Source organism: Pseudomonas sp. LTGT-11-2Z (assembly GCF_003691445.1).
Lineage (GTDB): Bacteria > Pseudomonadota > Gammaproteobacteria > Pseudomonadales > Pseudomonadaceae > Aquipseudomonas > Aquipseudomonas monteilii.
Map to the genome: position 1 here is coordinate 4,663,585 of NZ_CP033104.1, position 20,738 is coordinate 4,684,322.

General features: G+C 53.8%; 19 protein-coding genes and 1 pseudogene. 6 read left to right on the plus strand and 14 right to left on the minus strand.

Annotated features, from left to right (window positions below):
• Positions 1-100 precede the first annotated feature (100 nt).
• The 6 genes from D8767_RS21950 (at position 101) to D8767_RS21975 (ending at position 8,570) form a co-directional block, all read left to right on the plus strand.
• Positions 101-2,311 carry a heparinase II/III family protein gene (locus D8767_RS21950; RefSeq protein ID WP_016715049.1) on the plus strand — a complete coding sequence of 737 codons (2,211 nt, stop codon included), beginning with the start codon at positions 101-103 and terminating at the stop codon, positions 2,309-2,311.
• Between the two features lie 16 nt (positions 2,312-2,327).
• Positions 2,328-2,711, plus strand: a complete 384-nt coding sequence (locus tag D8767_RS21955; protein WP_016715048.1) for a hypothetical protein — start codon at positions 2,328-2,330, stop codon at positions 2,709-2,711.
• A 48-nt stretch (positions 2,712-2,759) separates the two neighbouring features.
• Entirely contained in the window at positions 2,760-4,523 is a 1,764-nt protein-coding gene (locus tag D8767_RS21960) for a hypothetical protein (protein WP_063977419.1), read from the plus strand.
• A complete protein-coding gene (locus D8767_RS21965) occupies positions 4,511-5,758 on the plus strand; it encodes a glycosyltransferase family 4 protein (protein ID WP_080578129.1) in 1,248 nt (415 codons plus the stop codon). Before D8767_RS21960 ends, D8767_RS21965 begins: the two co-directional genes overlap by 13 nt.
• Positions 5,755-6,987, plus strand: coding sequence for a glycosyltransferase family 4 protein (locus D8767_RS21970; protein ID WP_029380332.1), 1,233 nt, complete (start codon positions 5,755-5,757; stop codon positions 6,985-6,987). The genes D8767_RS21965 and D8767_RS21970 overlap by 4 nt, the downstream gene beginning before the upstream one ends.
• A gap of 509 nt (positions 6,988-7,496) precedes the next feature.
• Positions 7,497-8,570: a DUF6270 domain-containing protein gene (locus D8767_RS21975; RefSeq protein WP_016715043.1), complete on the plus strand. Its 1,074-nt coding sequence runs from the start codon at positions 7,497-7,499 to the stop codon at positions 8,568-8,570.
• A 142-nt stretch (positions 8,571-8,712) separates the two neighbouring features.
• On the opposite strand, the gene D8767_RS29350 is transcribed toward D8767_RS21975, so the two are convergent.
• The 14 genes and pseudogenes from D8767_RS29350 to D8767_RS22025 form a co-directional block, all read right to left on the minus strand.
• Positions 8,713-9,066, minus strand: coding sequence for a hypothetical protein (locus tag D8767_RS29350; RefSeq protein ID WP_231115686.1), 354 nt, complete (start codon positions 9,064-9,066; stop codon positions 8,713-8,715).
• 80 nt (positions 9,067-9,146) lie between these two features.
• Positions 9,147-9,227: pseudogene (locus tag D8767_RS29355) on the minus strand (hypothetical protein); the annotation flags it as partial.
• A gap of 78 nt (positions 9,228-9,305) precedes the next feature.
• On the minus strand, positions 9,306-9,704 hold the full coding sequence (locus D8767_RS29360) for a hypothetical protein (RefSeq protein WP_231115684.1): 399 nt from the start codon (positions 9,702-9,704) through the stop codon (positions 9,306-9,308).
• Positions 9,676-10,398 carry an acyltransferase gene (locus D8767_RS29365; RefSeq protein WP_016715042.1) on the minus strand — a complete coding sequence of 241 codons (723 nt, stop codon included), beginning with the start codon at positions 10,396-10,398 and terminating at the stop codon, positions 9,676-9,678. Before D8767_RS29365 ends, D8767_RS29360 begins: the two co-directional genes overlap by 29 nt.
• 97 nt (positions 10,399-10,495) lie before the next feature.
• Positions 10,496-10,681 (minus strand): acyltransferase, encoded by a 186-nt coding sequence (locus tag D8767_RS29370; RefSeq protein WP_225850523.1) that lies wholly within the window; start codon positions 10,679-10,681, stop codon positions 10,496-10,498.
• 459 nt (positions 10,682-11,140) lie between these two features.
• Complete coding sequence (gene rfbA, locus D8767_RS21985) at positions 11,141-12,022, minus strand: glucose-1-phosphate thymidylyltransferase RfbA (RefSeq protein WP_016715041.1); 882 nt, start codon at positions 12,020-12,022, stop codon at positions 11,141-11,143.
• 5 nt (positions 12,023-12,027) lie between these two features.
• Positions 12,028-12,924: a dTDP-4-dehydrorhamnose reductase gene (gene rfbD / locus D8767_RS21990; protein WP_029380331.1), complete on the minus strand. Its 897-nt coding sequence runs from the start codon at positions 12,922-12,924 to the stop codon at positions 12,028-12,030.
• Complete coding sequence (rfbB, locus tag D8767_RS21995; protein ID WP_025754738.1) at positions 12,921-13,991, minus strand: dTDP-glucose 4,6-dehydratase; 1,071 nt, start codon at positions 13,989-13,991, stop codon at positions 12,921-12,923. Before rfbB ends, rfbD begins: the two co-directional genes overlap by 4 nt.
• Positions 13,992-14,090: 99 nt before the next feature.
• Positions 14,091-16,088 carry a nucleoside-diphosphate sugar epimerase/dehydratase gene (locus D8767_RS22000; protein WP_016715039.1) on the minus strand — a complete coding sequence of 666 codons (1,998 nt, stop codon included), beginning with the start codon at positions 16,086-16,088 and terminating at the stop codon, positions 14,091-14,093.
• A gap of 58 nt (positions 16,089-16,146) precedes the next feature.
• Entirely contained in the window at positions 16,147-17,160 is a 1,014-nt protein-coding gene (locus tag D8767_RS22005) for a glycosyltransferase family 4 protein (protein WP_016715038.1), read from the minus strand.
• Entirely contained in the window at positions 17,157-18,119 is a 963-nt protein-coding gene (locus tag D8767_RS22010; RefSeq protein ID WP_016715037.1) for an SDR family oxidoreductase, read from the minus strand. Before D8767_RS22010 ends, D8767_RS22005 begins: the two co-directional genes overlap by 4 nt.
• A 59-nt stretch (positions 18,120-18,178) precedes the next feature.
• Entirely contained in the window at positions 18,179-18,724 is a 546-nt protein-coding gene (gene rfbC, locus D8767_RS22015) for a dTDP-4-dehydrorhamnose 3,5-epimerase (RefSeq protein WP_016715036.1), read from the minus strand.
• A 30-nt stretch (positions 18,725-18,754) separates the two neighbouring features.
• Positions 18,755-19,678 carry a glycosyltransferase gene (locus D8767_RS22020; RefSeq protein ID WP_080578128.1) on the minus strand — a complete coding sequence of 308 codons (924 nt, stop codon included), beginning with the start codon at positions 19,676-19,678 and terminating at the stop codon, positions 18,755-18,757.
• A gap of 45 nt (positions 19,679-19,723) precedes the next feature.
• On the minus strand, positions 19,724-20,737 hold the full coding sequence (locus D8767_RS22025; RefSeq protein WP_016715034.1) for a glycosyltransferase: 1,014 nt from the start codon (positions 20,735-20,737) through the stop codon (positions 19,724-19,726).
• Position 20,738 lies beyond the last annotated feature (1 nt).

Here is a 20,738-nt window from a genome sequence, read left to right on the forward strand (position 1 = left end):
GCCGCTGCGGATCATTGATCATCTTTCGACAGCTTTTTTTGAGCGCTTTCAGCGCCATTGGGGCTGAGCTTTTTTCACTTTTTAGAATATTTACTAAGACATGCTCAAGATAATCCGCGATCGCTTCTTCAAAGAAGACGAAATCGAGGCCACACCGGTACCCATGGTTGACAAGCCGGCGTTGGACTTTCTCTCAGACCGGGACATTCTCGACTACAGGTCGTTCTGCAACCACGGCAGCGAAGCCGATGAGCCTCTGACCCTTCAGGGCTTCAGTGGCAACGCGCGTGCCGCAATGGAAAACGACAACCCGGTATTTACCTTCAGCGGTAATGCCAGCGTCTATCAGGTTCGCTTCAAGCTGCCACGTTCTTTCCATGGCAACGGACTGCATCTGCGCTTCCGCCTTTCGGACTGGGAAAAACTGAACTACATCGGGGTTGGTTACACCTTCGAGGGTAGCTATCGCCACGTAAAGATCGTCAATGCGGCACGTGGGCAGTGGGTTGACTTCACCATCGGCCACAATGACCTGGCGTTCGGTATTCAGAATAACTGGGAAACTCCAGCGGCCTGCGAGCTGGAAGAAATCAAGCTGTACTTCAAAGGGCAACCCAAGGCAGAAGGCTCCTCTCTGGAGATCGAACGCCTGACCTGCTGGCATGAAAACGAAGCACCCACTGGTTGGCTGACAGAAGACTTTGCCAAGGAGCCGCTTTCCGAAGCGCTCTGCGACTCCCTGTATGCGTACATGGAGAAGTGCTTCAAGGATGTGCCGACCCAGGCCAATGACTATTTGCGGAAAGGTGTCTGTCCGCTTTACGGGAACATCGGCCTGGCGTGGGACTGGCAACAGACGCTGCCCGATGAGCTGGACGCTGTTGGCACCTACCGCTTCTCGTGGCACTCGCTGCATCCCGCGATCATTCTGATGCTGCACGCACGGCAGGAAGGCAGCGTAGCGCCGCTGTTCCCGGCGCGGGAGTTCATCAGTAACTGGCTGGAGCGCAGCTACTTCAATGCCGACGAAGACCGCAAGTTCGCCTGGTATGACCACGGTACCGCCGAGCGGCTGCTGGCGTTCCTGATGATCTGGGATATCGGTGTGCGGCAGCAGTTTGAGCAGCGCTTCATGGTGCGCCTGCGTTCGGCCATCTTCAAGCACGCCCAGTTGCTGGCATCGGAGATGTTCTACGCCTCCCACCAAGCCTCGCGTTACCACAACCATGCATGGTTTCAGGATATGGCTTTGCTGGCGACCAGCCTGGCCATGCCAGACTTCCCGTGCTCCGAGCGTTGGCAAGCGCTGGCATTGTCACGCCTGACCGACCAGCTTGATACCTTGATTGTTCGCGACAACGGCTATGCCGTGTTCGTTGAAAACTCCATTGGCTATCACCAGGGTGTACAGCGCCTGATCGCTTTCGCCGGTGAACTGGCCCAGCAGAGTTCGCACGTCACGACCATTCCGACGGTTGCCGAAGAACTGTTAAAGTTCTCGGACTTCCTGCGCTACCCGGACAACCGCTCTCCAGCCCAGGGCGACACCTTCCGCCGCGCCAACCCGGACCCGGAAACGGTACGCAACAGCAAGAACTATCCGACACCATCGGCAACGATCCTGCCGACGGCCGGCTACGCCATCATCAAGGGTAATCACGCGCAAACTGCATACATGCTGACCATGTTTGCAACGTCGCTGTGCAAAACCCACAAGCACCAGGACAACTTGTCCTTCACGTTGTTCATGGACGGTATCGAGTGGCTCATCGACCCGAGCTTCTACTCGCACGAGTATCTCAAACCTGTCCAGAACTTCCTGAGGGGGGCCTACTCGCACAACAACCCGGTTATCGGCGATGTGCCTTACAGCATCGAACCTGGCCACGCCCAGTTGTCCGGGGAAGTCAGTGAAAATGGCTTTAGCCTGAATGGCTCGCATGACGCGTTTGAAGACACACTCATCAAACGTGGCATCACCGGTTACCTCGACCGCCTGCAGCTCGAGATCAGCGATGAGATCCATGCAACGCTGAGAGACAAGCCTATGTTCAGCCTGTTCCACTGCGGCGACGGCACCCAGGTAACCAAGACCGAAGAGGGCGTAGAAATTCGTCACCCTGCGTCCAGCTATCGAATCACCATCGCTTCGAACTGCCCCTGCACGATCGTCACAGGCTGGAACGATGATCAACTTGTGAAAGGCATCAGCGGCGTTGGATTCATGCAACAAATTGACACGTCGATGGTTGCATTTGAAATGAAGAACGCTACAGAAGCGCAATTCATCATTACTGCTCACCACAACTGAAAATTACGGATTAAACATGAAAAAGATTGCCCTGTACTCGATTCTTGCCCTCTTCCTGACTGCTTGTGATGCGCCTGACGTGGCCAACATCAATCTCAAAGAAGGCAACAAGATCTCTTTGAACAACGTCAAAAGCACCAAAAGCTATATGGCGACCAAAGATGACAAGGACCGCCAATACCATTACTTCGAAACCACCGCAGACCTGAACACCGTCTACCAAAATTTCAGTCAACAATTCGAAAAAAATGGCTACAAGCCAACTGTTAAAACCCAAGAAGAATCGATCATTCAAGTCTACTTCAAGAAGCCAAACTCCGCGATGATCGTCGCCAACTTCAAGCAAGCTAACCCGAATCAGGCGACCACCCAAGCTGTACTGTCCTGGGCAGTAAATTAAAGTAATGCCCCGGAATACTCAGATGCATCTGATACAAGGCCAGTTATCATGAGCGAAGTTGTAAACACAAACCCAACCTCAGGACGATGGATTTATTCCGTTGCATCCAAGATAACTCGCAACATTCCGGGGCTAACTTTAACCATCATAATCTTCACACTGGCGGCGCAGATCAGCTTATTGGCAGCCTCATACCTGCCATTGAAAGCCATCATCCTCATAGGCTCCCCTTCAATCCCCTCCTATTTCCCTGAATACTTCAAGGAGTTCGAGCGGAAAGATTTGTTCGTAGCTCTCTGCATTGCAGCCGTTGCATTTTACCTACTGTATTTGGCTTCCGAATCACTGACCAAAAAACTAACAATCCTTGGAAGTGAAAAACTAGTTAACAATAGCAGTAAATTAATCGTATTCGATGGACAAGATGATGTAGCTCGCAAAGCCTATCTGCGACTTACGCGCAGCCTTGCCGCCGTAGTCTTTTTGGCGCTGACTATAGGCGCACTTGGTTTCATTTATCTCGAACTTACAATAGCAGTCATTTCATTTTGGTTTTGCATGGGCATCGCGGCCAAAGCGAAGTCGACGTTACGGAAAGGCGCATCAACCTCTTCAAATGAAGGGACCCATGAACTCATTAACTCACTGGGATCTTTGGGGTTTCTTGCAGCCTTTTGTTACCTTGCGTATGACCTTCTCTCTGACACCCCGCCGAGCTTGCTCCCAGCAATTATCGGCGTGCTGCTAACGCGACAGATCATGCAGCGTGCGACCCTGCTAATTCAAGACATCATTTTACTAAAAGAGCAGCGCCTGCAAATATCGGCACTATTTTTCAACGGACACAAATTAACAGGCGAAATAAAATCCAAAGCCACAAAGTTTTGGAGCATTTTTACCCATAACAATATCAATAACTGGGTCCCCGCCCTACTCAAGGATGTCAGTGATAAAAATTATACGAACCACTGTATAAATTGGCACCAAAGCGGCGTGCACGACATCTTTGCATTAGAGGTGAGATCTACGTGTGCACAGGGAACAGAAGATATCTACCTTCTGAAAGTATTCAACACTACCCGAAGCACATTAGCGATAAACGAAGCAACTCTGCTGTCCGAGCCTCAGGTCAGGAACCTTCGAAGCCTGCCGTTCGTGCATGCAACTATTCTAGAGGGCTTTCATTGCCACATTTTCCGTGCGGAGCATCTGAACAAGATACCTCCCGTCGAGTACGGCATACACCAAGTCGAACTAAGCAAAGCGCTCATGAGAAGCATACCTTCTCAACCCTTGATACAGAAATACACTCGGTCGCGCCCTTTACTGTGGGATAGACTGAGCGACTCAGCGCTCGCTAATCTCGGTGAAGCGCTAGAAATCAGCACACACCAAAAAGCATTCACAGAATTTATTCAATGCATCGACAGCACTCGATACCTTCTACGCACACTCCCTCTGCACGTGTGCAATTCTCAGGTCGGCAAGGACCAGATTTTCATTTCCGATAACGGTATACTGACAGCCAGTTACTGGGGTAATTGGAGCCTGGAACCTGTTGGCGCAAGCTTCCAGGTGTCAAAAAAGCTCGGACCTTTGCTCGTAGAATTGTTGGCTGATCTTAAGGAGCATCGCACAGACATGCAGGAGTTAACCGTGGCGCATCTGCGCATTTCTGCATTGTGCTTCCAATTGGATCAGTTGCTGGTGCGCCAAAACTACATATCAGCAGCAGAGCTCCTTCCCCAAATTACCGGGTTGACCGAAAAACTTAACCAACCAGTAATTGAGGAAAGCGCATGCAACGCGTAGCCATGGTGGTGTGGAACGAGTTCCTAAATGATGCCCGAGTACTGAAGGAAGCTCAAACCCTCCAGCGTGCAGGCTATCAAGTTAAAGTCTTTGCTTTGCACACACCTGGCGTTACACGGCAACAGGAGCAACTTGAAGGAGGCATTCAGGTACTCCGGGTTGCTCGCAGCCCCTTGTGGCGCTTGCGTAAGGGTAGCTCTGTGCCCACCCAGATCTCTGCCAGCAGCAAAGATAAAGGCCCAATCGGTAAGCTCTCTGTAAAACACCAGATTCTTCGCCTCATTGCAAGAACCTGGACCCATATGGCCCTTCTCTGGCAAATGGTTCGATATCGGGCAAATGTCGTTCATTCTCATGACGTGAACACTCTGCCTACAGCCTGGTTAGCAGCACGTTTCAGCCGAGCTCGGCTTGTTTATGATGCCCACGAAATAAGTACCAGCCGTGAGGGCTATAGCAGCTTTCGCCGCCTGGTTGGCTTTGTAGAGAAGCAGTTAATGCCCAGTGTAGACGGAAGCATTACGACCACAGACGCGAGAGCCAAATATTTCGCTCGCGCCTATGGTGTTCCAAGGCCAACCGTCCTGCAAAATCGACCTCGGCTCACGCACTGCGAGACTTCGAATCGCATTAGGGAAGAGCTAAAACTTAAAGCTCCTTGGCCGATTATCCTGTATCAAGGTGGCTTACAGCAGGGACGGGGCTTGGAAAAACTAATCCGCACGGCTGCGAATGTGCCAAATGCCTATTTTGTATTCATAGGCGGTGGCCGCTTAACGCTGGATCTAACTCATCTCCGTGATGAACTAGGGCTTCAAGAGCGTGTGCATTTTATCCCCACTGTCTCTTTATCACAGCTGCCAAACTATACTGCATCAGCAGACATCGGTGTACAGCCGATTGAGAACACTTGCCTCAATCATTACACCACTGATTCGAACAAGCTATTTGAGTATCTGATCGCAGGACTGCCTGTTGTTGCCACCGACTTTCCAGAAATACGCCGAATTGTGCGCAATAACAATGTCGGCTTGTTGGTTCCAGCCAATGACTCATCGTCACTGGCCGAAGCACTTAATCAACTGGTTACAGATTTCAAATTGCGGAGCACATTTGCCACCAATGCGCGTTCGACCGCGATAACCCTTAACTGGGAGGAACAGGAGAGCCGCTTGGTAGATCTCTACAAAACCATTCTGAAGTCGCCGCCCACGATCGAGCGTGTTAGACCATGACGACTCGAATCCTTCTGCTGAGTTTTTACTACCCTCCAGACCTTTCGGCGGGGTCATTTCGTGCAGAAGCACTAGTCAATGCACTGCGTGCCGAACTGGGTGAGCATGTAGATATCGATGTAATTACAACCCATCCGAATCGTTATCACTCCTACACAGCTAATGCTGTAAGCCTGGAATGCTCCCCTCTGCTTAAAATTCGGCGCATTGACATACCCGCGCATCGAAGCGGAATCAGAGACCAGGCCAGAGCCTTCGTCAGCTTCGCACTTAACGCCCTAAAAGCCACACGCAATCAGCAATATGACTTGGTTTTTGCGACGTCGTCACGCCTTATGACCGCATCGCTTGGTGCATTTATCGCCCAACGCAAAGGCTGCGGTTTATACCTGGATATTCGCGACATCCTTGTCGACACTTTACGAGATCTTTTGCCCGCACGCTGGGGCAAGTTCGCCGCCTCAATTTTTTCACCGATAGAACGCTGGACGATAAATCGCGCCACGCGAGTCAATTTGATATCGCCAGGCTTCCTGCCCTACTTCAATACCCGCTACCCCGGGCGAAAATTCACGCTCTATACAAATGGCGTTGATGACTTATTCATCAACCAGAATTCAGCCATTCAGCCTTCGACTCATGGCAGCGTACCAAAGCGGCTTAAGGTAGTTTATGCAGGCAATATCGGCAGCGGACAAGGACTACATCAGATCCTTCCTGAGCTTGCAAAGCGGCTTGCCGAGAAAGTTGACTTCCATTTAATCGGAGCAGGTAGTGCCTTAAAAGAACTCAAGCTTGCTCTGACACAGGCAGAGGTCGATAACGTCACGATTTCGCCCCCCATGAAACGTGAAGACCTGCTACGCGTCTATCGTCACGCGGATGTGCTTTTTCTGCACCTTAATAACTTGAAGGCTTTTCGACGCGTACTACCCTCTAAAATTTTCGAATATGCTGCCACGAACAAACCCATTTGGGGCGGTCTTTCTGGATATGCCGGACGATTCGCAAAAAAACGAATCAAGAACACTGCATTATTCAGCCCTTGCGATTTGGAGGGAGCAGTCAAGGCCTTCGACCAACTGCAACTTCAGCACACGCCTCGACTCGATTTTGTTCAGCAATTTTCACGCAACAACATCAAGAAAGAAATGGCCAAAGATATTTTACAAATCTCTCCAAAATACACAGCACGCATGACAGATCATAAATACAAAATCCTTAACTGACTTGCCCCTCCGATCCGCCTGCCGCCATACACATGATTATTCCCGCGAACGCACAGACACGCACATCTGACGCTCGATGTCCGATCCTGTTTCACTTGCATAAAACTGAGCTTTAGCACTTCCCCCTATCAGAGTGAACTCTCTGCATCTGTGGAGTGTCCTACCCTGAGGTCACACACAACGATCGCGACAGTCAAAAGCTTAGCGACCACGCCCGACCAGCGTCCTTGCGTCCTCACCCCGTCCTAGGTGCAAAGCATGCCTCAGAACTGCCCTGCTTACGTTGCATTCGCTTTCCCTGCCCGCGATAATGCAATGTAGCTACACGCTCAGGCACAAGAATTGGATCCCATATGTCGCCCCCTACAAGCACCTGTGATTCCGCAGAAATGCACCAGTACTGCACCCAAGTAGCCTGTTCGGTTGAGCTTCTGAGATTTATGGGATTTGTAGTCGCGTCAATCGGTGTACCAGAAAAGTGCATCTATCCAAAAGGCTAAAACAAAACAGTGACCAAGAATTTAATTATCTACGGCAGCTGCGTTTCGAGAGACATATTCAATCTTGAAGAAAGCCGCGACTTCAACTTGCTTGAGTACTACGCGAGATCATCAATGGCTTCGCTCTGCAGTGAAGCCTACGAGAACTCAGAAGCATTAGAGAAAATCCCATCGGCTTTTCGACGCCGGATGGTCGCATATGATTTCTCAAAAGAGATCCTCTCGGACAAGAACCAATTCGATAACGCCGACGTCATCTTAATTGACTTGATCGATGAGCGCTTTGATCTGATAGTTCTGCCATCCGGACAGACTGTAACTCATTCAAACGAGCTGACTGAAAGTGGAATACTTGAGGCCCCATCGGTTGAAGGCTTCAAAGTTATTACCCAAGGCTCAATGGAGCGTCGTCGACTCTGGCTTGAGGGGATGCAAAAGTTTTTCGCACTCCTCAAACAACGGAACAAGCTTGATCGCGTATTGATCAACAAGGTTTTCTGGTCTTCTGCATTTGAAAAGCCGAGTACATCCCCCTTCCCCGTTGCATCGACCTTCATCGAAAAAGCCAACGCTGAACTGGCGTGGATGTACGAGGTACTAAGCCATGAGTTGGCAGCGCATCAATTCCTGGAGTTCTCTACATCACAGTTGACCGCAGACGAATTCCATCGCTGGGGAGTTTCCCCTTTCCATTATTCTGAGGGCTACTATCAAGAGGCCTTGTCTCAGATCAAACAAAAAACGGCAAACTCGGACGAAGCGGTATCTGAACCCGCCGTGGAGGCTCGTTCATATTCCCCATTTGTTTCGAAAGGTGCGAAACTCACTGTAGCGGCGATTAAAGCCGATGGGGAAATTTTCGCGCATTGCTCTCTTGTCACAGAAGGCAGAATTCACGACAGCGGAAGTTTCGCGTTTTACCTGGTTGTTGACGGTGTACGACGTGATGTGCGGTGGTACGACGCCTCTCAAAATGCGCGCTTTCTTGCACCAGAGACTTACAAGACGCTGGAAGTGATGGCTTTTTATAAAGACGTTCTCGAAGAACAGCTGTCAGCTAAGTGCACTGTAGATTCAATGTAGAGCTTCCTAAAGAAGCTAAATAGACGGATGAAGAAGCATGGGCGGACATCTTCAAACCCGCCCATGCTTTAATCGCTGAACTGCACCTCATCCGTCTCACAAGAGACCAGCAATTAAATCCCTGGTCACTCGCTCAACCACCTTATTCGTTGCTAATTTTAGCAATCGGTTCACCTGAACGTGATAGGATCGCCAGCAAACCTAAAGGCAGCACTTTGGTTCGCAGAGCTTCAGCACCAAGCATTTCAGAGCCAATAATGCTGAGTTGTCCTTCATAATAATAAAACGGACTTCCATTTAGATAAGCCGAACAGGTGCCATTCCTACAAATCAAATCACGCAATCCAAATATGCTGGTGCGCGGGTATTCCAAAGCAATTTTACCAACCAACTTATTTGCTGCATAGTCGCCCTTATCTGCATAAGACGTTTGCTTCTCGCACGACATAAAGGGAATTTTGATCGACTTTTTACTGCACTCACGATTATATTCCATAAAGCCTGCGCTATCAGTGCGATAACCACAGTTTTTCCTGCTTCGGTCAGCTGGCGCAGGGTTTGCCGAAAATCTGACTCGAAGCTCGGATCTCGTACGTATGCATGCCAACTCGCACCCAAGACAACCGTGTCATAATTGGAAAGCTCCCCGCGAACCATCTGATTAAATTTCACGCAGCTATCTTTATATGCAGGCGGAGCGTACTTTATATTTCGCTCATCTGGAAACGGCGGACTTTATGAGTGCTCTATATTCCTGAGTGCGAACCCATAGCGCTCAGACAGCACTTTGAAATACCCCATAAAGTGCGCCGCATTTGAGTCACCAAACAAAATCGCACGCGGTACTTTATGATGATCACCAACCACGCATTTTTGAGATTTCATAAATTCTGGCTTTGCGCCTACCTGACAAACATAGCTGTAGCTAAAAGCAGAACGCGTGTTATTACTTAATTTCGCCAATCTCTCAGCGTAGTTTTCCGGAGAAAATAGTTCAATCAAGCCATTCGAGTTTATCGCAACAATTGATAGCACCCCAGTTGCAAGCAAGAGCCCTGAAAGGGCATAGGCTTTAGCAGGCGCCCCCGAATGCCTGAATGGATTTTCAATCCCAAAATACGAGAACAAGGTCATGACAACGGCACATCAACCCGCCCATCAGATCAGGCTCGCCCATCGCGTATCGATAGAACGCCAGCACGGGCCAATGCCAAAGGTAGAGGGAAAAAGAGATTAAACCGATAGCAACCAGGGGCCTCAATGAGAAAAGACTATTTACTGCCGTGGAACTGAAATTACCTGCTGCGATAAGTAATGCAACGCCAACTGTAGGTACAGCCGAAATCAAACCAGGGAAGCCATCCGTTTCACGAATCGTCAATAGCGACCAAACAACGATCGCCAACCCCACTGCAGCTATGATTTCCGCATACGCCCGCTGAACCCTGAAAGTGACCATCTGGCATATGAAATATGTGACGGCACCGATCAGCAACTCACCCGCCCGCGAGGGGAGCATGTAGTAGGCGAACTTCGGATCCGCAAACAACTTGCTTTCGCCGTACAAAAATGAGGCTGCGGCGATCAATACTGCTGCGGACACTATCGCCTTGCGCCCTCCCACCTTGTACAAAATAATTAACAAAGCGGGCCACACCAGGTAAAACTGCTCTTCCACCCCCAGCGACCACATATGCAGTAGTGGAACCAAGTCAGAGGAAGCAGCAAAATATCCTACATCTAGGTATTTCCAGAAATAGATATTCGCGACTGAGAAAATGGATGCTATAGCCGAGGACGCCAAGTCTCGAGCATCCACCGGCACCATAAAGGCAGCACCGAACAATGTAGTAATAAATATCAGAAAGAATGCAGCTGGAAGAATTCGTCAAACCCTTCGCATATAGAACTCTACAAAGGAAAACTCACCTTTTTGAAACTTCTTTTGCAATAATCCCTGTAATCAGATAGCCTGAAATCACAAAGAATATATCTACACCGACAAAACCGCCTGGTAGCCAATGCTTGTTAAAGTGGAAAATCACCACGGCTAATACTGCGAGAGCCCTCAGCCCGTCGATATCGGGACGATAGGACATTTTTTTTGACATGCATCTCTGAATTCCCTGACATGAGGCCCATGAATAAACCGCAAATGATACCGTTTTAGTGCCCCCAACGTTTTTTTGAAGTCCCTCGTGGTATCACACCGCCGGCTACACCTCGTCCACTCCGATAGTCCACGACATGCTCACCCGGCAGTAGCCGATATGCTGATAGCTAATTCAAGTATTTTGCAGGTGTTTGGCCCCCCCACACTGACAACAGGGATAATTCCTGAAGGACGACCTGATGGTTCAAATTCGCTAGGTAGAGGTTCCGCCAAGCTAATGAGGGGTCTCCCATGGTTCGCTGTCGATGAGGAACGCACGCGTTAGCGGCGAAACTATCCGACTCACAGGCTGAAGCTGCATGGGTAGAAAAACGCGCTATAGCTACCAACGCTCACGACTCTGAGTCGGAATTGAATTCTTGGGCCCGCCCCGTTGACGACGGACAGGCCAGATCACTCAATAAACCCTATCCCCCACCAACCGCTTCAAATACTGCCCATACCCGTTCTTGGCCAACGGCTCAGCCAGCTTCAACAGCTGCTCTGCCCCAACCCACCCCTGCCTGTACGCCACCTCTTCCGGGCAAGCCACCTTCAGCCCCTGCCGCCGCTCAATCGTGGCGATGTACCCGCTAGCCTCCAGCAACGAGTCATGCGTCCCGGTATCCAGCCAGGCATACCCGCGCCCCATGATCTCCACCGACAGCCGGTTCTGCTCCAGGTACACCCGGTTCAGATCGGTAATCTCCAGTTCACCCCGCGCAGACGGCTTGATGCCTTTGGCAATCTCGACCACGTCCTTGTCGTAGAAATACAACCCGGTCACGGCATAGCTGGACTTCGGCTTGGCAGGTTTTTCTTCCAGGCTGATCGCCTTGCCCTTGTCATCGAACTCAACCACGCCGTAACGCTCGGGGTCATGCACATGGTAGGCAAATACGCTGGCGCCTTCGTCGCGGCCCATGGCATTGCGCAGCAACTGCTGGAAGTCGTGGCCGTAATAGATGTTGTCGCCCAACACCAGCGCCGACAGGTCGTTGCCGATGAAGTCTTCACCAATCAGGAAGGCTTGTGCCAAACCGTCTGGCGAGGCCTGCACGGCGTAGGTGATGTTGATGCCCCACTGATGGCCGTCGCCCAGCAGTTGCTCGAAGCGGGGGGTGTCTTGCGGGGTGGAGATGATCAGGATGTCCTGAATGCCCGCCAGCATCAGCGTGGTCAGCGGGTAGTAGATCATCGGTTTGTCGTACACCGGTAGCAGCTGCTTGGAAATTGCCAGGGTCGCTGGGTGCAGGCGGGTACCCGACCCGCCCGCCAGAATGATGCCTTTACGCTTCATAGTGGTCATTTCTCGTGAATTTCCTTGAGCATGCGGGCCACTCCCTGGCGCCAGTCTGGCAGAGTCAGGGCAAAAGCCTTCTGTAGTTTGTTGGTATCGAGACGCGAGTTAGCCGGTCGCTTGGCCGGGGTCGGATAGGCATCCGTGGTCAACGGGTTGACCTGTTCGGCGTGGGCTTTCAATGCCACGCCTTGGGCTGCTGACTGTTCCAGCACGTAGCGGGCGTAGCCGCACCAGGTGGTCTCGCCACCGGCCGCCAGGTGATACAGGCCAACCAAAGCCGGATTGGCTCGGGTGGCGGTAATGGCGTGTGCGGTAATGTCGGCGATCAATTCGGCGCCAGTGGGGGCGCCGAACTGATCGTCGATCACACCCAGGCTGTCGCGTTCGGCAGCCTGGCGTAGCATGGTCTTGGCAAAGTTGTTGCCGCGGGCGGCATACACCCAGCAGGTACGGAAGATCAGGTGCTGGCAGGCGGCAGCCTGGATGGCTTGCTCGCCCGCCAGCTTGCTTGCGCCGTAGGTATTCAGCGGGCCGACAGTGTCGTCTTCGCGCCAGGCCTGGGCACCCTGCCCCGGGAATACGTAGTCGGTGGAGTAATGCACCAGCAGTGCGCCGCAGTCGGCGGCAGCACGGGCGAGCACACCCACGGCCTCGGCGTTTACCTTGAAGGCTAGCTCGCGCTCGCTTTCTGCCTTGTCGACGGCGGTGTAGGCAGCGGCGTTAACGATCACATCGGGGGCATAGGTACGCACGGTTTCGGCCAGACCTGGCAGGTTGGCCAGGTCGCCGCAGTGCGACTGGCTGCGGCTGTTCAGCGCCAGCACCTGGCCCAACGGGGCCAGGCTGCGTTGCAGCTCCCAACCTACCTGGCCGTCCTTGCCCAGTAGCAGAATTTTCATGCCGAGCGCCCTGCGTAGTTCTTTTCAACCCACTCGCGGTAGCTGCCAGACTGTACGTTTTGCACCCATTCCTGGTTGTCGAGGTACCAGGCAACGGTTTTGCGAATACCGGTTTCGAAGGTTTCAGCGGGTTTCCAGCCCAGCTCGCGTTCCAGCTTGCGGGCGTCGATGGCATAACGGCGGTCATGCCCGGGGCGATCGGTCACGTAGGTGATCTGTTCGGCGTAAGGCTTGCCGTCGGCGCGCGGGCGCAGTTCGTCCAGCAAGGCACACACACGGTTGACGATTTCCAGGTTGGGCTTTTCGTTCCAGCCGCCTACGTTGTACACCTCACCGGTGGTGCCGGCTTCCAGCACACGGCGGATGGCGCTGCAGTGGTCCTTGACGTACAGCCAGTCGCGAATTTGCTGGCCGTCACCGTACACCGGCAGTGGCTTGCCGGCCAGGGCGTTGACGATCATCAGCGGGATGAGCTTTTCCGGGAAGTGATACGGGCCGTAGTTGTTCGAGCAGTTGGTGGTCAGCACCGGCAGGCCGTAGGTGTGGTGGTAGGAACGCACCAAGTGGTCACTGGCGGCTTTGCTGGCCGAGTACGGGCTGTTGGGCTGGTACTGGTGGGTTTCGGTGAAGGCCGGTTCGTCGGCAGCCAGCGAACCGTACACTTCATCGGTGGACACATGCAGGAAACGGAACGCCTGGCGCGACTGTTCATCCAGGCCGCCCCAGTAGGCACGTACGGCTTCCAGCAGGCGGAAGGTGCCGACGATGTTGGTTTCGATGAAGTCTTCGGGCCCATGGATCGAGCGGTCGACGTGGGACTCGGCGGCGAAGTTGACGATCGCGCGCGGCTGGTGCTCCTTCAGCAAGCGGGTTACCAGTTCGGAGTCGCCGATATCGCCATGCACGAAGATGTGGCGCTTGTCGCCCTGCAGGCTGCTGAGGGTTTGCAGGTTGCCTGCATAGGTGAGCTTGTCGAGGTTGACCACGGGCTCGTCGCTACCGGCCAGCCAGTCCAGCACGAAATTCGCACCAATGAAACCCGCACCACCCGTTACCAGAATAGTCATTGTTCAGTTCTTCCCGATACCGCTATCAAACCATGCACGGTTTGAAATTGTTGTAGATGTTGACCTGTCGGCAACAACTGTTTCATAGACCGACTGCGATCAAGGCTCAAGGCGCCGGCGCTGATACAGCCAGTCGACGATTTCACCGCCCGGTGTATAGCCGCTGACGGTGTCGCGCAACAATTGGCGCACGGTGGCAAAGTCATCCTCGGCGGTCGCAGCCCGCAGTGCCTCCAGGCGCTGCTTGAGCACATCCCAGGTCAGGTAGTCTTCATTGGCGCTCATGATCATGGGGTGGCGCGTGGCAATTACGTTGTCACCGATCAGCAACTCTTCATACAACTTTTCGCCAGGGCGCAGGCCGGTGAAGTTGATGGCGATGTCGCCCAGAGGGTTGCGCTCGGAGCGGATGCTGAAGCCGGACAGGTGAATCATTTTTTCCGCAAGTTCCACGATCTTCACCGGCTCACCCATGTCCAGCACAAACACGTCACCACCCTGCCCCATGGAGCCGGCCTGGATCACCAACTGCGCGGCCTCGGGGATTGTCATGAAGTAGCGGGTGATTTTCGGGTGGGTCACGGTCAGTGGCCCGCCGTGTTTGATTTGCTTGTGAAACAGCGGGATCACTGAGCCTGACGAGCCCAGCACGTTGCCAAAACGCACCATGGTGAAACGGGTTTTGTTCACCTGCGACACGTTGCCGGTATCGCCCATCAACACGGGCGCCAGCTCTTTGCTCAGGGCTTGCAGCACCATTTCGGCCAAGCGCTTGGTACTGCCCATCACATTGGTGGGGCGCACGGCCTTGTCGGTAGAGATCAACACGAAGTTGGAAACGCCAGCCTGCAATGCCGCCTGGGCGGTGTACAGGGTGCCGAACACATTGTTCGACAGGCCTTCGGCAATGTTGTGCTCGACGATGGGCACGTGCTTGTAGGCGGCGGCGTGGTAGACGGTGTCTACCTGCCAGGCACGCATCACGTCCAGCATCTTGGCCTGGTCGCGGACCGAGCCGAGGATAGGGATCAACTGCACAGCCAGGCCCTCACGAAGGATACGTTGCTCCAGTTCGCTGGCGATGGTGTACAGGTTGAATTCACTGTGTTCGAACAGCAGCAGGGTACGCGGCGTCTGGCCCAGTATCTGGCGACACAGCTCGGAGCCGATCGAGCCGCCAGCGCCGGTTACCATCACTGTTTGGTCGATGATGCAGTGCTGCAGCAGGTCACTTTGGGCAGGCACCGCATCGCGGCCAAGCAGGTCGGCGATGTCTACTTCCTGGATGTCGTCCACCTTGACCCGGCCGCTGGCCAAATCCATGAACCCAGGCACACTGCGTACATGCAGCGGATAGCCTTCGAGCAGGTTGAGGATCTCGCGGCGGCGGCTGCGGCTGACCGAGGGCAGCGCCAGCAGGATTTCTTCGGCGCCGGTGTCGTCGATCATGCGTTGCAAATGGTCTGGCTGGTACACCTGCAGGCCGGCAATTACCCGGTCGGTGATGCTGCCATCGTCATCGATGAACGCGACCGGGCGCATGGCTTTGCCCATGCGCAAGGCAGCAACCAGCTGGTTACCGGCCGAGCCGGCACCGTAGATGGCAACCCGTGGAAGGCCATCGTCGCGATTGGCGAAAGGCACGTGCTGCACAGCAGTGGCGAACCAATCCCCCAGGAAGTATTGGCGCATGGCAAGGCGCAGGCCGCCGACCATGATGAGACTGAGCCACCAGTAGTTGAAGGTGATGGAGCGTGGCACCACACTTTGATGATTGCCGGCCCAATAGATTATGAAGCCCAGTATCAACGCCGAAAGGGTCACGGCCTTGATGATGGCGATGAGCGCATCATTGCCGAAGTACCGCATCACCGCCCGATACAGACCAAATCGGATGAACAGCGGAATCGAAATGATCGGCGCTATGATGAACAGCCAGGTATGGTCCAGGACGGGGTTGGCCAGATCATCAATGCCCAGGCGCACGACGAACGCCAGCCAGAGTGCGAACCAGACCAGAATCACATCAGTCGCTACCTGAATCAGCCGTTTGTGGCGTCGAGGCAGTCCTAGCAGTCTTGAGCGCAGCTTATCCATAAAACCTCTTAGGGCAATCCAAAGTGACATGTCTACTCGCTTCGTCCTATCACTTTAGCTAGTGTTCAAGCTCACCGGCGCGCCAACGTACGGCCAGATATGCCAATGGCAGGTAGGCGATGATCACGCCCCACACGCCATCCAGGCCAAGCAAAAGCACGCACAAGGCCACCGGCAGCAGCCAGAACAGGTTGAGCGCGGCCACCGCCAGGGTTACCGGCAGATGCCTTCCATAGTGGCGCGACGCAAACTGGTAAGCGTGGCTGCGGTGTGCTTCATATACCTTGTCACCGCGTAGCAGTCGACGGATCAAGGTGAATGTAGCGTCTACCACGAACACCCCTAGAAGGATCAGCCAGCACCAGAACAGCTGTGACGACACCCAGGCAGCTTGCAGCGAAAGGGCCGCCAGCACGATGCCGAGGAAGCCACTGCCAGCGTCGCCCATGAAGATCTTGGCAGGGGGGAAGTTCCAGAACAGGAAGCCGATCGTGGCGGCTGCCAATAGCAGGGGCAGCACCATCAACTGGGGAGCACCGGCAAGTGCTGACAGCAACACCATCCCCAGACAGGCTGTGACCGCTTCCACGCTGGCGATACCGTCGATGCCGTCCATGAAGTTATAAAGGTTGAGCATCCATACGCTGTAGAAGGCCGCCAGGACATAGCCAAGCCACAGCAGGTCCAGCGTGAAGCCAAATATCTGCAACGGTGCCAGGCCGCCCAGCCAGTACAACATCCAGGTTGCTGCGGCGAAATGGCCGAGCAGCCGCCAACGGGCGGCAATGTGGCCGTGGTCGTCCATGAAACCGATCACGGCAATCAATGCCCCAGCCCCACCAATGCCCACCAGTGCCGGCAGTGGCACTACTCCATTCAGGCCCAATACAGGCAGGCACACCAGAAAACTCAGCACAATGGCCACACCACCGCCCCGTGGGGTCGGTACAGTGTGCGAGCTGCGTGCGTTGGGTACATCGATGATCTGTTTGTTCAGGGCGTAGCGCCGTAACGCCGCTGTCAGAAGCAGGGATGCCCCTGCCACCAGGGGAATGAGCCACCATACCGTCATTTGTCTTGCTCTTTCAAAAAGTTGATTGCCGTGGCCCGTAGCGCCTGGTCGATATCAAGTGGAGGTTTCCAGCCTAGCACTTCACGTGTCTTACGGCTGTCTACCTGCAACGAGCCGCATAGGCGCCGGGACAAGGCACCTTTGCCTGCCAGGGTTGCCACCCCTTTAAGCAAGGCTGCAGGCACAGGTAACAGCCGGGCAGGTTTGCCCAGAGCCTTGCCCAGGTGTTGCAGCAACTCGGTGGTAGAAAGGTCATGACCATCACTGGCCAGAAAGGTCTGGTTGGCAGCGGCAGGGTGATCAATGCAGGTCACCAATAGGTCAACCAGGTTATCCAGCGCCACCAGGCTGCGTTTGTTGTGAATGGCACCGAAGGGCAAGGGTACGCCCTTGCTCAGCCAGTGCATCATGCTGCGGAAGTTGGCTTTCACCCCAGGCCCATAGACAAGCACTGGGCGCACGATCACTACTTCCAGCCCCGTTTGAGCCGCCACTTGGCGCAAGCCGTCTTCGGCTTCGCGTTTGGATACGCCATAGGGGTCCTGCGGTGCAGGCACTTCGTCAGCTGTATAGGGCGCCCGGCCATCAGTGCTCTCGCCATTCACCTTCACCGAACTAACGAAGATGAATCGGCGCGCGCCCGCTTGGGCAGCAGCCCGGGCCAGGGCCAAGGTACCCTCCACATTGACCCGGCGGAATTCGGCCAGTGGTTCTGCTGCCGTTTCGTGCATCACGTGCACGCGTGACGCCAGGTGGATCACAGTGTCTACCTGCTCGAAATGGCCAGAGTCAAAACTTACCGCCGATAGTTCGGTGAACTGCCGGTAATCGACGCCTGCAACCTGCCGGGCTGGCGGTTGCCTGACCAGCGCCCGAAGCCCCCTGCCTGGGTTGGCGGCAAGCCTTTCCAGCAGCGCGCAGCCAACAAAGCCACTGCCGCCGGTTACCAAGATCGTCATCGTTCAATCCTTCCTTTTTGGGCCTTCGCCGCCATGGCTGGCCAGCCTGTCAGGGCCTGTCAGTCAAAATAGTCGGCGCTGCTGAACGCCAAGCCCAGCTGATCCTTGGCAGACAACGTCGGTTGCCCGACCAAGGGCCAACGAACATTCAGCTCCACATCATTCCATGCCAGGCAACGGTCATACTGGGGCGCATAGAAGTCGGTGGTCTTGTACAAGAACTCGGCAACGTCAGACATCACCAGAAAGCCATGGGCGAAACCCGCAGGCACCCACAATTGCCGCTTGTTTTCGGCAGAAAGGTATTCGCCCACCCATCGACCAAAAGTCGGCGACGACCGACGCATATCTACTGCCACATCAAAAACTTCACCCTGTACAACCCGTACCAGTTTTCCCTGGGGCTGCTTTATCTGGTAGTGCAACCCCCGCAGTACGCCTTTAGCGGAGCAGGAATGATTATCCTGCACAAAATTAACCGGCCTGCCGATAGCCTGCTCAAACACTTGCTGGTTGTAGCTTTCCAGAAAAAAACCACGCTCATCGCCAAACACCTTTGGCTCGAAAAGCATTACATCCGGAATTTCAAGGCGGGTAACTTTCATACATTAATTGCCATGTTCAGTAAAATGGGCTCAGGCAGGCTTTCGCCCTGCCAGCCGGGCCAGGACAAGAATGAGGCACAGTCCAACGAAATAAATCCTGTCGCGATTACGTCGACGGTATTGTCGGGCGTTGAATGCCAGCCTCAGCAGGCTTTTGATATCAAGTGCCGCCCAACTCACAACACATGCAGTTTTATCCAGGCCAACCAGTGATGCAATATGCACCGACTGTTGCAACCACCAACCTGAAAGCACTTTGCGCAGGCGAGCTTTCATGGCTGAGCCACCCGTGTTCACGCCCACCTGGTTACTGGCATGCTGCCGATAACGCATCGACGGCTGCGGATCGATGAACCACTGCATGCGTTGTGACCTTGCATAGGCGTAGATCAGCCAATCATGCAACGTGACATCCTGAATTTCCTGCCATTTATCCAACAGAAACGCTTTGAACCGATTTGCAAGCACCGGAGAAAGCACATAGGTACAACCCGGCCCGGCCGCTTCGAACAGGAAATCGTATTGCACCTGGGGTTGGTGCTTTTCTACCAACATTTCACGGCCGTCAGGCCAAAATGCCAGGACATTGCTCGAATAGGCATCGTTACCTTGGGCGATGTACTGATAAGCCCGCGCCAGTTTGTCCGGGTACCAGATATCATCCTGGTCTGCCAGAGAAATCGCATCGAACGAGGCCAGCTCCACGTCGTGGAGCAAGCGGAAAAAGTTTTTGCCAGCGCCACCAAAGCGCAGGCCTAACGGCAGTACTGTCACTGCAGGGTTGCTGGCCTGAAGCGCCTCGCACCATGCCTCGGTGCCATCGTCCGAGCTGTCCACACTGATGAACAAGGCCACATCGACATCCTCTTGTTCGAGGATGGACGTCACCTGTTCCGGCAACCAGTGCACACCATTGTAAGCAGCTAAAAGTACGGCGATCCTAGGTCTTTTCATTATAATTCCGCCCAGTCAAGTCATAACTTTTGTTTCCAAACCGCTTCAATACGGCTTGACATTGAGCAGTGCCAATACGCTTGCCATTGCCCTGAGCATAAATGGAAAGCGACTCCCCATGAGGACTACTCTGTACTTCAGTCCCACATCCCCCCATTTACCATTGGCCGCCAAACGCTGAAAGTCAGGTTCTTGTCTGGCCAGCCTGACCGCATCAGTGTAAACCTGAAGATTCTTTGCTCGATAAGCCAGCACATAAAAAATGTAGGCTATCTGTTTAGCATAATGCCGCTGATAAAGCTCGCTGTACGTTTGATAAACGCCTTGCTCCTGCAAGTACCGTTTTTCTATTGCCAGCACCTCGAGTGCAGCTATCAACAACCCCGCACCGGCACTTCGTGTCGTACTACCATACCGCACCAGGGCATGGTACAGCACTTCTGCGACAAACCCTGTGGCCGACGCATGCAACGCCAGTGCACGAGAGAAGAAAATATCCTCACACCCCCGTGTTTCCGGGAAGCGCACATTGTGACGCTCAAGGAATGCACGGGAATATAACTTGTTGACCGGGCTCGACAGGATTTCCTCGTCCATCATCGCCCGCTCGAAAATGGCACGCCCTTTCAGCTCCTTATGCCGGCCAGGCACGATACTGTGGCTGACCCTGCCGTCTTCACTTACAAAATCGAGGCCGAAATTTATGAAATCGTAGTTGCTTTCTTCCATCAGCGGCAAGGTGCAGCTGATAATTCGGGGGTCGACAGTATCATCCGAATCAACAAACAATACATATTTGCCGGTAGCATGCTGCAGCCCGTAGTTTCGTGCCACCCCCTGCCCTGCATTAGCCTGCGTGAGGATTTTCACATCATCACGTCCTGCCAGTTTTGCCTGGCATATCGCCAGCGAATCATCCTTGGAGCCATCGTCGATCACGATGATCTCAAGCCGTTGGCAATCGATTGCGCAGATACTGTGCAGACAACGCGCCACGTAGTCCGCCATGTTATAAACAGGAACAATAACGCTGACCTGAGGTAGCTGAGCGCCTGACATC